The 15,577-nt window shown below is 41.2% G+C and carries 16 protein-coding genes; 3 read left to right on the top strand and 13 right to left on the bottom strand.

The window, feature by feature from the left end; translation table 11 throughout:
* Positions 1 to 684, top strand: a 684-nt coding sequence (locus tag CSV69_RS07840) for an isocitrate/isopropylmalate family dehydrogenase (RefSeq protein WP_255396862.1), incomplete at its 5' end; no start/stop codon positions are given.
* 68 nt (positions 685 to 752) lie between these two features.
* Here CSV69_RS07840 and CSV69_RS07835 read toward each other — a convergent pair.
* The 5 genes from CSV69_RS07835 to sda all read right to left on the bottom strand — a co-directional run bounded on the left by CSV69_RS07835 (position 753) and on the right by sda (position 5,155).
* The gene (locus CSV69_RS07835) at positions 753 to 1,547 is read right to left on the bottom strand and encodes a DUF7225 domain-containing protein (protein ID WP_099693101.1); all 795 of its coding nucleotides are present in this window, start codon (positions 1,545 to 1,547) and stop codon (positions 753 to 755) included.
* 176 nt (positions 1,548 to 1,723) lie between these two features.
* Positions 1,724 to 2,662: a magnesium transporter CorA family protein gene (locus CSV69_RS07830; RefSeq protein WP_099693100.1), complete on the bottom strand. Its 939-nt coding sequence runs from the start codon at positions 2,660 to 2,662 to the stop codon at positions 1,724 to 1,726.
* 148 nt (positions 2,663 to 2,810) lie between these two features.
* Positions 2,811 to 4,181, bottom strand: coding sequence for an MATE family efflux transporter (locus tag CSV69_RS07825; RefSeq protein WP_099693099.1), 1,371 nt, complete (start codon positions 4,179 to 4,181; stop codon positions 2,811 to 2,813).
* A 52-nt stretch (positions 4,182 to 4,233) separates the two neighbouring features.
* Positions 4,234 to 4,863, bottom strand: a complete 630-nt coding sequence (locus CSV69_RS07820; protein WP_255396864.1) for a helix-turn-helix transcriptional regulator — start codon at positions 4,861 to 4,863, stop codon at positions 4,234 to 4,236.
* A gap of 175 nt (positions 4,864 to 5,038) precedes the next feature.
* A complete protein-coding gene (gene sda, locus CSV69_RS07815) occupies positions 5,039 to 5,155 on the bottom strand; it encodes a sporulation histidine kinase inhibitor Sda (RefSeq protein WP_099693097.1) in 117 nt (38 codons plus the stop codon).
* 292 nt (positions 5,156 to 5,447) lie between these two features.
* Here sda and CSV69_RS07810 point away from each other — a divergent pair, with 292 nt between their 5' ends.
* Complete coding sequence (locus CSV69_RS07810) at positions 5,448 to 6,761, top strand: ATP-binding protein (RefSeq protein ID WP_099693096.1); 1,314 nt, start codon at positions 5,448 to 5,450, stop codon at positions 6,759 to 6,761.
* 92 nt (positions 6,762 to 6,853) lie between these two features.
* On the opposite strand, the gene CSV69_RS07805 is transcribed toward CSV69_RS07810, so the two are convergent.
* From CSV69_RS07805 to CSV69_RS07785, 5 genes are all read right to left on the bottom strand, one after another.
* A complete protein-coding gene (locus tag CSV69_RS07805) occupies positions 6,854 to 7,750 on the bottom strand; it encodes an AEC family transporter (RefSeq protein WP_085427981.1) in 897 nt (298 codons plus the stop codon).
* Positions 7,751 to 7,955: 205 nt separating this feature from the next.
* Complete coding sequence (locus CSV69_RS07800; RefSeq protein ID WP_099693095.1) at positions 7,956 to 9,425, bottom strand: methyl-accepting chemotaxis protein; 1,470 nt, start codon at positions 9,423 to 9,425, stop codon at positions 7,956 to 7,958.
* A gap of 219 nt (positions 9,426 to 9,644) precedes the next feature.
* Entirely contained in the window at positions 9,645 to 10,115 is a 471-nt protein-coding gene (locus tag CSV69_RS07795) for a hypothetical protein (RefSeq protein ID WP_099693094.1), read from the bottom strand.
* Positions 10,112 to 11,392 carry a replicative DNA helicase gene (locus tag CSV69_RS07790; protein WP_158232629.1) on the bottom strand — a complete coding sequence of 427 codons (1,281 nt, stop codon included), beginning with the start codon at positions 11,390 to 11,392 and terminating at the stop codon, positions 10,112 to 10,114. Before CSV69_RS07790 ends, CSV69_RS07795 begins: the two co-directional genes overlap by 4 nt.
* Positions 11,373 to 11,909 (bottom strand): conserved phage C-terminal domain-containing protein, encoded by a 537-nt coding sequence (locus tag CSV69_RS07785; protein ID WP_158232628.1) that lies wholly within the window; start codon positions 11,907 to 11,909, stop codon positions 11,373 to 11,375. The genes CSV69_RS07790 and CSV69_RS07785 overlap by 20 nt, the downstream gene beginning before the upstream one ends.
* Before the next feature lie 161 nt (positions 11,910 to 12,070).
* Between CSV69_RS07785 and tnpB the strand changes: the two genes are divergently transcribed.
* Positions 12,071 to 13,228, top strand: coding sequence for an IS200/IS605 family element RNA-guided endonuclease TnpB (gene tnpB / locus CSV69_RS07780; RefSeq protein WP_099693091.1), 1,158 nt, complete (start codon positions 12,071 to 12,073; stop codon positions 13,226 to 13,228).
* A gap of 28 nt (positions 13,229 to 13,256) precedes the next feature.
* On the opposite strand, the gene CSV69_RS17135 is transcribed toward tnpB, so the two are convergent.
* The 3 genes from CSV69_RS17135 to CSV69_RS07770 all read right to left on the bottom strand — a co-directional run bounded on the left by CSV69_RS17135 (position 13,257) and on the right by CSV69_RS07770 (position 15,541).
* Complete coding sequence (locus CSV69_RS17135) at positions 13,257 to 13,502, bottom strand: hypothetical protein (protein ID WP_143560362.1); 246 nt, start codon at positions 13,500 to 13,502, stop codon at positions 13,257 to 13,259.
* Between the two features lie 261 nt (positions 13,503 to 13,763).
* Positions 13,764 to 14,675: an aminopeptidase gene (locus tag CSV69_RS07775; RefSeq protein ID WP_099625446.1), complete on the bottom strand. Its 912-nt coding sequence runs from the start codon at positions 14,673 to 14,675 to the stop codon at positions 13,764 to 13,766.
* Positions 14,672 to 15,541: a DMT family transporter gene (locus CSV69_RS07770; protein WP_158232627.1), complete on the bottom strand. Its 870-nt coding sequence runs from the start codon at positions 15,539 to 15,541 to the stop codon at positions 14,672 to 14,674. Before CSV69_RS07770 ends, CSV69_RS07775 begins: the two co-directional genes overlap by 4 nt.
* Between the last annotated feature and the right edge of the window lie 36 nt (positions 15,542 to 15,577).

The raw sequence follows: 15,577 nt of genomic DNA, 5'->3' as shown, positions 1-15,577 counted from the left end.
AGTGAAGGTGAATATGCTGGAGCTGGTGATTGGTTGTTTAAAGGTAAGCCGGAAGAAGTGGTGTTGCAGACGGGGGTGTTCTCTCGTAAAGGTACGGAGCGGATCATTCGGTATGCATTTGAGACGGCATCAGATCTTGGGAAGACGCTGACTAGTATTAGTAAAGCCAATGCATTGAACTATTCGATGGTTTTCTGGGATCAAGTATTTGAAGAAGTAAGTCTAGAGTATCCACATGTGGAGACGGCGAGCTATTTGGTCGATGCGGCTGCGATGTTGATGATTAAAGATCCGGCACGATTCGAAGTGGTCGTTACGTCGAATCTATTCGGGGACATTTTGACGGATTTAGGCGCTGCACTAGCTGGTGGAATGGGACTGGCTGCAGGGGCGAATATTAATCCTGAAAGGACGTACCCTTCTATGTTCGAACCGATTCACGGATCGGCTCCGGATATTGCAGGTCAGCATATTGCGAATCCGTTAGCGGCTATTTGGTCAGCTAGTCAAATGTTCGACTTCTTTGGATTCGAGGATTTGGGTAAGTTGTTGCTGGATTCGATTGAAGAATTGTTGGTGACGAAGTCTGCCTTGACACCGGATTTAGGTGGTAGTGCTTCGACTATTGAAGTGGGCGATGCGATTGTGGCATTAATTGAATCGAAGTATGTAAATAATAAATAGTTAATATAAAAAGGTGCTATTTTGCCAATAGCACCTTTCCTTAATAAATCATTATGTAAGATACCTACTTAAATTGTACTCATCATCCTTTTGTAGTCTTTCCCCCAATCTAACTTCTTCAATTTCTCTAAATCCACTTCATACATATTTTTATACGTACGCGCAATGTCTTCAACTGGCGTTTTTGATCCATAGTACAGAATGTGAAAGTCATCATCGCGGTATTGGACAACAAATACGTCGTCGAACTTCTCGAACGTATTCTTATTAAATACTACAAAGCTATTACTCTGTTGAGCAGTCGTTTTGACGCTAATCAACCGCCCTTGGCTCACTACGTCGAAGCCATGTTGATTCGTTTCACGGGCGAGTTGTCCGTCCGTCATCATGGCACAATACAATTCGCCAATCCTTCCAATCAGATGGCGTAATTCTGTTGGTTGGCACGACAAAACTTGTAACTCAAAACGTAATACACGAATATATTCTTCATACAAATTCTTAATCTGTTCGGGACTAATCGTATCGCGATTCTGCAAGTCTGCTGGATAGAGTGTTTTCACCCCATCCTTCCATTCCCCAATCACTACTTCTTCCTGCGTGCTTTTTGACTTGTGGAAAATCATTCCTGTGTATTTGGCATATTCTCCAATGTACTTATACGTACTTTTCGTTAGGTACACGAATAGATGTTTAGTAAATGTAATGCCATTATTAAAGCGGTTATAGCAAAAATCTGATGGGATTACGCTACTTGGATTTGTACCATGCATTAATTGAAGTTCGCGCTTCAAATCACCCGCAGTAATAATATCCCCTTCTCTTCCTTCCAGCACTTGCTTCATCTGATCATAAATTTTCAATGAATTCCCTCCCTAAAAGTGTTTTCGTTATACCGATGCAAGTGAAAACAGCAAAATCCTTACTTCTCGTTGTTTTCACTAATGACCCAATTCGCTGTCCTAGAAGGAAATAAATCCAACCAGAAAATCTATTTATCTGCAAGCAGAATTATATGCGCTATCGATAACCTATCTCACTAAAAATTCTTATCCTTCGAGCTGTTCAATACACTACCGATCCAATGTTTCTTTCGTAAGTAGTAATATAACCCCCACGTAGACAGAATGATGACGAGAATTGCTCCTACATAGCCATATTTCCAATCGAGTTCCGGCATAAATCTGAAGTTCATTCCCCATAAGGCACCCCAAGCGGCTACTGGTGTGAAGAGCATCGTGATGACGGTCAATGTTTTGACGATTTCATTGCCTCGATAGGAGGAAATGATCGATTCAAGATCGACCAGTTGTCCTATTTCTTCGTTGTATTCTCGGATCGTCTGGCGGCATCGTCGGATACGCCGACAGGTTCGCTTGTAGAAATCCCCTTCCATGATGTCGTCTCCGAATGCTTCCACTGTGGCTTCTTGAATTTCCATGAACGGAATGACGAGGTTTTTCCAAACTAGAATTTCGAACCGATTGTCCATAATCTGTTCAAAGACCGGCTCATCATTCTTCGCTTTGACGCTCCACAGTAAATCATGCATCCGGTCTTCAAAGCTATCGATTTCTTGTAGGAATACGTTCGTAATTTCTCCGATGAGCACCATGAACCCTTCGATGGCATCCTCTGCTTTGTCCATGTATTTCAGTACTTGCTGTTCAGCAGCACCTGTGAAGAACGCTGTATTGATCCCCGACGTTATAAGGGTATCTTTTGTAAGGTAATAATGAAGAATGGTCTTTTCGCTGCGGACTTCAACGTTCTGGGAATAGACAACGGATCCCCACATCGATTCCTTCCCCTCCTCAGTTCCGTCCATTTCTAGATTGCTATTTTGACGTTCGTTCAACGACATGGCCCAGCGTTTGCTGGCAAGTGGGATATCCGGGGACGCATTAATCTCCTGTTGAGTGGCTGCATCCATGCGAACCCATGTCCAATTATTATACGCAAGTACAGGTTCCATCATCGGACTACCCCCTTTTTCTTTCTAACTTTCCTTGTTGAGAAACAAATTAAACATTTGAGCGCTAATTCCAAGTCCTTCACTTTCACCGCATCACGATAAAAGTTGTGTTTCTATTAAACAATCCAAATTTCTCTTTCTGAAGAAAACATCAGTGATCTTCACTAGTGACACTTTTTGCTCTTTTAAAGAAGTACAGAGCTATTCCAAGAGTCAGTATATCCGCAAGCGGAATCGCAAAGAAAATTGAGAAAGATGGACTGATTGTGAAAATATCATATTTCTCGAAGATGTACGGCAAGACGATCACAAGCGGTATGACGGAAACGACTTGTCTCGTTACTCCGATGACGACGGCTTTCATTTCGCTACCTGTCACTTGAAGTAGCGTCATGATTGTATACGTCACGCCGAGAATCGGAAATGTGATGAAGATCACTTGGATGATCGACATGACTGAGTCGATGATTGCTTGATCTCCTGTAAATAGCACGAGAATATATTTTCCTACTAAGAATACGATCGCTGTGACTCCGATTCCGTAGAAGAAACAATACTGTACGGTTTTCTTTACGACGAGAAGTTTTTTATCTTCATCGCCTTTTCCGTTGAAGTACGCAATAATCGTTTGAACGGCTTGTGTGATCCCAATGATTGGCATCAACAGTAGCATGTACATTTTATTGGCAATATTCCACATCGCAATATGTGCGTTGCCCCCTACTGTCAGCAACTGATAATTGACGATGAAAGCTGTCACGCCTGCTAATAGTTGAATCGTCGTTTGGGCAAATCCGATTTTGAACATATTATACGACATTGTGATAAACGCTTTTGGCGAAATGGGATTGGATGTAAACCAGTTATGGTTTTTCACGAGATATATGACAGCCAGCAGTGCGCACACTACTTCACTGAGGAGTGTTCCGAGTGCGATCCCGACCATTCCGAGCTCTAAACCGAATGTCAGGATGGCGTTACCTACTACGTTGATGACAACAGATAGAACGATGATGACGGCTTCCGCTTTTGGATTTCCGAATGCGCGTATGACACTTGTTAGCGTATACCCGATCGCACTGAATATATTACTGATTATGATAATGCGTAAATAATCTTGCGCCAGTTCGTATACTTCCGCCTCGGCACCAAGCATCGACAATATGGGATGCATGAATAAGTAGACGAGGAATGACGTACTGGCGCTGACGACGATCGTCATGATGAAGCCATTCTTGAAATAATTATTCAGTTTTGTTTTGTCGTTTCGACCTAAGTATGTAGAGATCATAATAGCTGTAGAAATTGCAAACAGTGTTTGAAGTGCGACAAATACCGCCATCAGTGTGGATAATAACCCCATTGCGGTCAATGCACTTTCACTTTGGCTACCTAAGTGTCCCGCAAAGGAAGTGTCCACGACCGCTGTCATCATTTCTATGAGTAAAGAAAAGATCGCTGGAATGGAAAACGTCAGGATGAGTCCATTAATTGATTGGCTTTCATATACGTTATTTTTCATTGGAAATCCCTCCGAAAATAACTATACCAATCGTAATAGGATACCTAATGTCTTATTTGAAAATGAACTGTGTATTTTCTTTGTAAGGAATAAATGTTCTTTCAAATTCTATTTTCGTACACTGTGCTTTTTTAATTGTAGAGATGTCAATCAATAGATAGTCCTCGTCGTAAGCGTATAGGTATAACCCTTCCGGCCGTAATACATAACTAATCGGCGCGACCAGGATCTGCTCACCACCGCATGTGATTGCAAGTAATACTTCTTCATCCAAGCAATGATTGATTTTCTTATATACACTTTCGGTCATGTCTATTTTTTCTCCTGCAAAATCCACAACGAAATAATCATTTGCATCCGTCTCCAATAAATCAATCAACTCCGGTGAAATAAGAGCCAGTTTTTTCATGACCTGATCTTTATTGCGGTTTGAAGAGATGCTATCGTACATCGACAATGCAATAGTGATCGTTTGCAAGTCTTCATTCGTGAAGAAGCTTTCGGTTAATTTATAGCTCTCTTCTATATAGATCCCACCTTGATTTCCTTGTTTACACGTTACGGGGACGCCCATCATAGATAATTTATCCACATCTCGTTGAATCGTTTTGACACTCACTTCAAACATCTCGGATAATTCTTTATGGGTTACTTTTTTCACTTTCAATAAATACAGCAAGATTTCAAATTGACGATTCCGTATGACACTCCCTCCAATCTTTTCTATATTAGTCCTCTATGTATCGTAGCTTTTCTTATTATGTAATGAAAGGAATGAACGGCATCTTCTTAAAACAGCGCGCCTTGCCCCACTCAACACACTCGACCTATTCATAAATAAAAAAACGCCACGGCATCTAGATACCACGACGTTGTATTTCTTCTTTAAGTAGTTCAATAAATGCTGGCTCTACACGTATTTTCTCTGTTCGCTCATAGGCTTCGAGTAATGCAGCGTTTGATAGTTTTAGCATAAGGCACCTACTTTCTAGTTTATGGACTTTGTTTGCTTACGATACCCCATTTATCGTGCATGTAAACCATTTTATGAACTTAAGATAAAAGTTTTTAATAAACAGGTAATTGCTTGAATCAAAAGCACTACATTGGAAGCGTGTTTCAATACCCGTCATTTCACAAAATACACTAAACATACTAAAATCTTACAAAGTTATAGGTCATTATAGTAAATAAGATGTTATAATTATATTTGTTATACAGAGAGGAGTTTTTTATATCACACATTCAATCGATGCTAATAGAAAAATGGAACTTACTAAAGGCATAGAGTCTTTACTAGTTGGCCATGTGGTGTATACGTACACAGATCGTAGCAAGTATATAGAACATGCTACTTCCTATGTAGCTGAAGGATTGGATAAAAACCACATCATTTTATATGTCGATCAACCCACGAGTTTCGCTGCAGTTAAGGAGAATCTTCGAAATGCGGGTTATACGGAAGAGCAAATGGATCATATTTATTTTGTCGATACCGATATGGCATATGAAACGCATGATAACTTTAATGCAGAAGCTGTTTTAAAGAATTTAAATAACTTTTTTGATCCGCATATTATAGAAGGAAATGTTCTCCGCGGGTGGGGTTTGGTGACGTGGCGGCCTCAAAATATAAAAACATTGATTCCTTCTGTAGCCTTACATGAACAAAATTTTGATGATTTTTTCTCTAGAGTCGCGAATATCACGAAAAATTACATCAATGTGTGCGCATACGACAGTTTATCTTTATCCGGTTCGCTCTTGACTGAACTTTTGCAAACGCATGAATACCATATGACGGATACCAATTTCTTACCTTCGCATTTGTATAAAAAACAACCTGTTCCGTTCATAGGAATATCCACACAACTGCAGTTGGAAAACGAATTACGAAGCCATGATACACGTAGAGATAAATTGGACATCACTGGAAAATTAGCTTCTATTATCGCCCACGAACTTCGCAGCACACTTACTGTCGTTCAAGGACGTTTACAGTTATTTGATTTAACTAGTGGCGGTCAGAATGAGGCCAGTCAAGTACATCTTGACGAGATCAAAAAAGGATTAAAAGAGATTGAGCAAACCGCATCTGAATTTCTATCTTTAGCTGAATCGCATGTAGAAGATCAAAAAACCATCAACATTACAACGTTAATCGAACAACTTAAAGCGCAAATGGAATCGGATATGGAGATGAAAGCCATTGACATCCATATGGACTCCGGTCATAACGAAATGCTGATTTTCGGCGATGCACTGAAAATAAGACAAGTGTTTATTAATTTAATCAAAAACGCGATCGAAGCTATGGAAACGGGAACCATCATACTCCGTGTGAAAGATGATCTTGATCACGTGACGATCGATGTGTCTGATAATGGTCCAGGCATCCCCGATGAGATCCTACGTCAGATAGGTGATCCATTTATGTCTTCAAAAGAAGATGGAACAGGGTTAGGATTGTTGATTAGTGAAAAGATTGTTAGAGAACATAACGGAAGCTTATTGTTGCAAACTCAGATTGGTAAAGGGACCACCTTCACCATTCACTTGCCGAAATTAGAACAGGAATGACTTGCAACGAAAAAGAAGCTGAAGCCAATGTAATTCGGGCTCCAACTTCTTTTTATTTTGCGATTTTATGAATCCTTTTCAAGCTACTTCATTCAAATAATAACATTCAACAATATACTCAACGTCACCACACTCAACACCGTAGAGAACAAGGTAATCGTCGAGACCAGCTCCGGTTCCGTGTCAAATTCAATGGCGTACATCGTTGTGGTGGCCGCTGTAGGCATTGCGGAGATAATGATGAGGACGGTGCCTACTAAAGGGTCCACGTTTGCGAATAGCACGAAAATGAAAGCGAGTATCGGCGCTATGAACATTTTCAATACAACGCCTGAAATGACTACTTGCCAGTTTGGCTTCTTGCTCATGACCGATCCGAGTTGCATGCCGAGCATGACCATCATGACAGGAATTGCTGCATCCCCTACCATGGAAGTCGTAGACATAATGGATTCCGGTACGGTTATCTTAAAGTACTGGAAAATGAAAGCGAAAATAGCTGCATAAGTAGTCGGCATTTTGAAGACCATTTTAACCGAGCGCATCATGCCACTCGTACTGCGCGATGCATAATAGACACCGAAGAAGTTGTTTTGGAGAGATTGGATGACCATGATGAAGATGGCATACGGTAACGCTTTTTCTCCTAAGCTGAACAACACTACGGGCAAGCCATAGTTTCCCGAGTTCATGAAACCCGTCGCCAGTATCGAGGCGCTTTCTACTTTTTTATCCCATTTGAGGATTTTCGCCAACACTTTGTTCAGAAACACCATGGCGTAAAAAAGTGCGAACATGTAAATCAAGATCATCGTATAGCTCGAATTAAAATCCGCCTTATACAACGAAGTAAAGACGAGCGCTGGTGTTAGTATGTAAATGGAAAGAGATGAGATCGATTTGATATCTAAGTTTTTGACTCGTTGTAATAAGAATCCCACTGCGAATACTGCAATGATCGGTAAAATCACCGTGAAAAATAAGCCCATTTGTACACCTCTAATGAATAGTATCTTCTCAGTTGCTTGTGTATATGTAAATACATTTTCTACTCTACATAGATAACCTACTTAATCTATATTAATAGTAATCATGTCAATTGTCTCTCTATTTGGCATAATAGTTTTTATTGGAAACCAAGATTGCATGCAAAAGACGTTACCTCCCCTGTTTTGAGAGATAACGTCTTTTACATTAGGTTCTACGAATGGCGACTGCTTCATCATGTGTTTCTGTAATATACTTCGCGATTTCTGATTGTTCTTCCGTCAATTCAGTCAGCGTCGCATTTAACTCCTCTACTGTTGCCGTACTTTGTTCCACTACCGCAGCAAACTCGACTGTGTGCTTGCGAATTGTCGATGTTCGACCCGTAATGACGTCAAATTCATGTATAAATTCGGTCAACTCGTTTTGCAATGCGGACATAACGTGGTGCAACGCCACAAAGGATGCACTTGATTCATCCGCCACGCTATTTTGCATCGTCAACTGCTTCAATCCTTCTCCTAGCTTATTCACAGCGATTGCGTTCGTGCTATTTAACTCGACTAGGTTAGTATCGATTTTCTTCAACGTTCCATCTGTCAAACCAGCAAGTTTACGGATTTCATCCGCAACTACCGCAAATCCTTTACCATGTTGTCCTGCACGCGCGGCTTCAATCGATGCATTCAACGCCAATAAATTCGTTTGCTCGGTAATTTGTTTGATTGAACTCGCAAATGCATTCGTTTCATTAATTTTACTCGTCAGGATACCGAACGTATTATTCAAATCTGTAAAGAATTCCGCGAATGTATCGAGACTGTCTTTTAACTGAGACATATGTGCAGATCCTTGCTCTGCTTTGGCGCCTGCGTCATTTGTTTTATCGCCAAGCACTAAAAGCCCTGTCGAAATTTCTTGAATGGCTTCATGTGTTTGTTCCGCGTTTTCAGCAATCTCTGAAATATGATCGGCTTGATGTTGACTGCCTGAACTCACTTCGTTGACCGCCTCTAACATTTCGCGTTGCGAAATCGTGGATCGTTCAGCATTCGTTTGAAGATATGCCAAATTAGACGTGATTTTCGTGACTGCCGCATCGAGTTTCTCAGAAAGCGCGTGTTCTTCTTCGGCTTTCTGCGACGTGAGTGCGAGAAGTTCTTCTACATGATTAAAGACACGACCGTTCTGTCTCACTAATAAAAACAAAGAAAGTGCGACGAGGAAATGGAGGAGCAGAAGATTGGAACCGCTTCCATTTATTAAGTCAGGCGATATGAAATACACATGGTTAAAGATCATTGCGATCAAACTCAGTACATACGCGTAACCCATGATCAGCATTCTCCCATGAACGGCACCTAGCACTAACACGAGATAAATAACACCGATTGTTCCTAAGTTAGCACCCGAGAAAAGAATGAGACTCATCGAAATACAGAAATTCAAAAAGATCAAGATATAAGGGAATTGCTTCGTAATGAATCTTGATTTACCCATCACTACAAAAAACAGCAGTGCGATCACGAATGGTATGGCAACTGATGTAATGATGATTGCAGTCGACTGAAGAATGACTTGTGCAATGAGTCCAAGACCAGCAGCTAGTCCAAAAATCAGTGCCATAATCTTGTTTTTTTTCATCCAATCGGTTAATTTCAGTTCTTCTATCTTCATTTTACATGCTCCTTTGACAGCCGATTGGCCTATGAGAGTTAGGGAAAGCCCTTATGTAAAATGTACCATTTATAGGAAGTTATATATATGGGCATTACGATTCAATTATATTAATATAACTTTTCAATATTCTGGCTAGAACCGGTATCATGTCCCTATACACTCTCGATACTATCTGCAGCCCACGCTAATTCCCATGTATATATGTAGACTTCGTCATCAGATCCCCCCAACCATTCGATACAAAGTCCGCTCTCCCGCCTTCGCGTGGCCGACATATGTTGGGTACGTAATGATTTCTTTCTTATGTTCATACAAGCATTCCTCGGTACCGGTTTCCACAAAGGTCATATAGCGGGTCATCAATCGATCAGCTCGTGTGATCTTGCGTTGTCGTTCGCGAAATAATTCTTCATGTAATCGATAAGCATCCAGTGAATGCTCTGCCAGGTAAAAGACGTACCAGTCTTCAGGGCCGTCCATGACAAATAATTTTACTTTGCCGATATTCAAGTCGTTTTTTTCCATCAATCGCTTAATTTCCACTTCGTCGAATTCTATTCCTTTTAGTTTTTCACTGTCGTCTAGAAAAGTGATGCGTTCTGTCAGTAAGGCCCAGTAAATACTGTGGGCCAAGTGTGACAAGTCCATTTCTAGTGCGTAATCGAACATCTCTTGAACGGTGATCATCTGTTTTCTCCCCTTTCGTAGTCGTCTTGATCGAAGTCATATAGCTTGCCAGTTTCTTTGCTGTAGATGGTCTTGATCTTGCCGGTTGGTCCGTTGCGGTGTTTGGCAATTTCGATTTCCATTATATTTGTCGGCGCTTGATCTCTGGCGTAATAATCTTCGCGATGGAGAAGCGCGATGACGTCAGCATCTTGTTCAATATTTCCTGAGTCACGTAAATCACTCATGACGGGATGTTTGTCGTAACGCGTTTCAGATGCTCTTGATAGCTGCGATAGAACGACGACGGGACAGTCGAATTCTTTTGCCATCGCTTTTAATTCATTGCTGATCTGTCCGATTGCCACCGTCTGATTGATGATATTACCTTCAGGACGAATGAATTGTAGATAATCAATGAAGATTATCGGACGTTTGGTTGGATTCGTTCTGATGATATTGCGTGCTTTCGCTTTAATTTTTCTAACGGTCATTGTGCTTCGATCATCAATATGGATTCCACCAGTGTTCAAGTAATTCAGCGTGGGTGTCCATCGATCTTTTTGTGGTTCAGTGAAGTATTTATACGGATTACGCATGCGTAAGCGATTGTATTCACCTGTCGAAGCGATCATTCGGTCAATCATCGAATTGCGACTCATTTCAAGCGAGAAGATGATCGGCATATGTCCATCTTGACTCGCTTGCAGCGCAAATTGGTTTAGCAAATCCGTCTTCCCCATCGATGGTCGAGCCGCGACGACGATGTATTCAGAACTTTGAAAGCCGTTCAGAATTTTATCCAAATCGCGAAGCCCTGTCGAGATACCAGACTCTCTTTCTTCCGGTTTGAACGGTCTTTCATATTGTGCGAGTAAATGTTCCGTTAAAGTAGTCAGTTCTCTACCGCCTTGGAGTTCTTCTAGTTCTCCTAAAGCATGCTGTATGTCATCCGTGCTCCAACTTTGCTCAATCGCTTGCCGTAATAGCCGTGCCGTTTCTTGCTTTTTCCATTGGTCTATGATCATTTCTTCGTATTCATCAAAACGTACGACATTCGCAAATCGTTTGAGCCCATATACGTAATTGACTCCCCCTAGCTCACTCGGTTCTCTTCTCGTCAGAACGGTAATATAGTCTACTGATTTCCCTTCCTGTGCCAATTCCCGCATAACAGTGTAGATCGTTTGATTGACATGTCCTTGGAAAAATCTCGCTTGCATGAGACTATCGAGAATTAAATAATTTTCTTCAAACATCGCACCTAGTAAGCTTTTTTCAGCAAGTTCGTAACTCATATGCATTCTCTCCTTTTTCAAAATCTAATGTGGGTGATACGTAATCCAATACAATCGTTCGACTCATTTCAACTGGGGTTTCATTCAAATAGTTTTCAAATTTCTCTGCTTTAAATAATGTGGATGGTTGTAAGTAGTGACGGAATTGTGGGTGATGAAGCCATTGCGCTACTTTCGTATCAATCACTAATTTGAAATCATCCAGTGTGTAGCCTTCTTCGATCCGCTCATGAAGAAGGTCCATCGTCGTGTTCGTATTGTGCCTGAATCGTTTAGAAGCTTTTTGGTTTAAATACTCAATGACAGAAGAAATAGTGGCGAGATCTTTCTCGCTCGCTCTTTTATTCTTTGTCGTTTGTTTAAGTTCTTTGGTTATTGCTGGGAGCATTATGTTCTCCTCAGGCAGACGTTTTTGTTCGACTCCATCGACCGTTCCCGTCTGCTCGAAGGGTACAAATTCGCCGCACGTCTGTGACAGCTTTTCGTAATCAATTCGATACCATTTCGTGCGATCCATTGGCATTTTATCTTATTACCAACAGAAGACTCCCGTTTCAAGGAATGAATCGGGCACGGCCCAATGAGTAAGCAGGAGATGAATGTCGGTTGCGCTAGCCAAAAAGTGTATCAGTCTGCTATAATGGAAACATACGTTCCCTAATGATGGAGGTGCACTTCATGCTGATCCACAAAGCGTTTCGGTTCCGAATCTATCCAACGAAAGAACAGCAGGTGTTGATCGCCAAGACCATTGGCTGCAGCCGGTTTGTCTTTAATCACTTCTTGTTCAAGTGGGAACACACCTTTAAGGAAACCGGCAAAGGACTTTCTTATGGCATCTGTTCTGCTGAATTAACGCAATTAAAAAAGCAAGAAGATACGATTTGGTTGAAAGAAGTCGATAGTATTTCTCTTCAGTCTTCTTTGAAAAATCTAGCGGACGCTTTTGAAAGGTTTTTCAAAAAACAAAATGCTTTCCCACGCTTTAAATCGAAAAATCATCATGTTCAATCGTACACAACCAGACAAACAAACGGCAATATCGCCATTGTCTGTCATGCGATTAAACTTCCTAAGCTCGGTTTGGTAAAGCTCGCCAAAAGTCGAGAAGTAGATGGACGAATTATGAATGCGACCATCCGACGTACTGCCACTGGAAAATATTTTGTATCCGTCTTGGTGGAAACCGTAATGTCCGAACTGCCCAAGACTCACTCTGTCGTAGGGATAGATGTCGGATTGAAGGATTTCGCTGTCTTGTCAGACGGAACGGTATACGAAAACCTAAAGTTCTTTCGCTCGATGGAGAAAAAATTAACGAAAGCAGAGCGGATTCTTTCAAGACGGAAGGAATCGGCTCGTAAAAGAAAGTGTCTGTTGAGCGATGCGAAAAATTATCAGAAACAACGGATCGTAGTCGCACGCATTCAAGAAACTATCGCCAATAAAAGAAAAGATTACTTCCATAAACGATCAACCGAAATCATCAAAAACCACGATGTCATCGGAATCGAGGGTTTGCAAGTAGCCAAACTGCTCAAAAATCCCAAATTGGCGAAAGCAATAAGCGACGTGAGCTGGTCACAGTTTCGTTCCATGCTTGAATATAAAGCGAAATGGTATGGCAAACACGTGGTAGTCGTTGGAAAAACATTTCCTTCCAGCCAGCTTTGTTCGGGATGTGGGGCTAGAAACCAAGACGTGAAGCATCTTGCCTTGCGTGAATGGGGCTGTCCGAATTGCGGATGCCATCATGACCGGGATCTGAACGCAAGTATAAACCTTAAAAACGAAGCCATAAGACTTCGAACCGCAGGGACTGCGGGGATCGCCTAATCCATAACTAGTGGTTACGCTGGTGTTCTTAGGAATCTCCCTCTTCTAAACGTAGTGAAAGTGGGAGTAGTTCAATGTATTCAGAAGTAATGATCAATTGGTCCGTTTCCAGTTTTCTCACTAGCCTCTTCACCACATGCATCTTCCAACACGGAAATTCATGCGTCCACTCTTCATACGTGTTATACACCCATCTATGACCGTCGTTACTATTTTTAGATATTTGCAATCGGTAATGCAGTTGCTGTAGAAACAGCGCTTCATTTGTACCCACAATTGCTGCAAACTGTGGGGAGAATGGTATTTTGATATGTAGGCTATTTTATTTCATTATTCTGTGCCTCCTGTGTAGTTGCTTGATGATTTGTTCTTTCATTAGTCATATAGAAGAATTATTCAAAAAGGATACTGCTTTTTAAAATTTAATTTTTACTTGTTTAAATTCGCGCACAAAAAAAGAAGTTACGGCTCGTGTTTTGAGCTGTAACTTCTTTTTTTGCATGGTTTTTTGACCACTTTTAGTTTTTACTGAACTTTATTTCCAATTCACTGTTGGATTTTTCGTTACGCAATCTATATGCACATTCGTTTTAACCTTTCCACCAAATGTATGATTGGAACCAAATGCGACGTGAATCGTTTCATAGGCTTTTTCATCTTCAAGAATATTGCCGGTTAAACGAGCTGCGTGATTTGTTCCAATGCCTAGTTCGCATAAGTATCGTCCGTCTCCATCGCCTAGCAGTTCCAGCAATTTCTTTCCGTCCTGTCCACTAGCGGCGATTAAGCGACCTTTTTCTATCGTTAACACAATAGGCTCCGCCACTAGCCCAATACCTGAAATGGATCCGTTTATTTCGATTGTTCCTTCTGCTTCACCTTCAAGCGGTGCAATATATGCCTCACCAGATGGCAGATTGCCAGACGCCGCTTGTCCACGGAATACCCCTGTACTCGGCACTCCATCACGCCCGTTTACTGGAATGACTAGCTCATGTGCAGCTCCCGTTTCAATAGTGACCGTATGGGCATCTGTTAATTTGTCTGTCATACTAAGCGTTTCTTTTTCCACACGACTGTAATCTGCAGACATCGCACCATGTAAAAACATATCTTCTGTAATACCTGGCATTGTGATGACGCTGATTCCATGAGTATTGGCATTCTTTCTAGCGACTGTATGTGTCAATGAATGTTTCGTTAAACAGAACACTAAATCATATTTCAACATTTCATCTGCAGCTTCTTGCGGTGGTTCCTCTCCAGACCTAGTACGATCTTCCATAAGATACGTGCGTACTTTCCAGCCATCCTTTTGCAGCGCATCTGTAAACTTCTTCCCCAACTCCTCAGTACTCATATCCATCAGCACCAAAGCATTAATGTCTTTTGTCACTTCAAAGTTATTTACCATTAACGTAGAAACTGTTTGTTGAAAATTATTCATTCTGCTACACCCTTTCTTTTTGATAAATATACACTATATAACACAAATACTAACGCAATAAACGTTCCCGCCCCTACTGGCTCATGCAATAGGAAATAGCCTAATAAGATTGTCGTAATAGGCATTAAATACGTAATCGATAGCGCAAAAATGGCTCCGCCTGACTTTACTATATAATAAAACAATAAATTTCCTATGCCCGAGTTGACTCCACCTAGTAAGAGAAACCAATAGAAGTTTTGGCTGTCTGTAAATCCAGATAGACTGTTAGCATCCACTGCCAACATTATGGGACCTGAAAAGAGAATACCAGCTGTCATGGAACAAAGAGAAATCGTCACAACCGAGTACTTCGCTAAATACTTCCCTGTTAAAACTGATGATAAAGCATAAAAATTTACCGCTAAGAGTAGTACAACAGCACTTCCTATTTGGAAACTCTTCGTCTCCGCTGAACCAATAGCAAAAGCGATAAAGATTCCTATAAATCCAACTATGACACTAAGAACTGCAGGCCTTTCCACTCGTTCTCTTAGTAAAAATATAGTGATTAGCACGCCAAATATTGGACCCGTTGCATTTAATACAGCACTGATCGTCGTGTCTAAGTTCTGCAAACTGATGCTCATGAGTATCCACGGAATCCCTGCACTAAGTAAAGGGATTCCCAACAGTAGAGGAACCACGTCCCATGTAAACTTCCCTTTTCCTTTTTTCATTAGATAAAAAGGCAATAACGTCAGCGCACCGAATAAGCAGCGATAGAATACAATAGACACGGGATGGAAGTCTGGCAGCAATAGCTTGGTGAAATAGAATGTCGAGCCCCACAGTATACTGAGCAAGAATAAAGCGATAATTGGCATGTTACTACCCCCCATGTAAAAAAGACCCGGAAAACC

The sequence above is a fragment of the Sporosarcina sp. P26b genome (assembly GCF_002743245.1).
Taxonomy (GTDB): domain Bacteria; phylum Bacillota; class Bacilli; order Bacillales_A; family Planococcaceae; genus Sporosarcina; species Sporosarcina ureae_C.
Note: the sequence above shows the minus strand (reverse complement) of the source record. Positions and strands in the feature narration are given on the sequence as shown.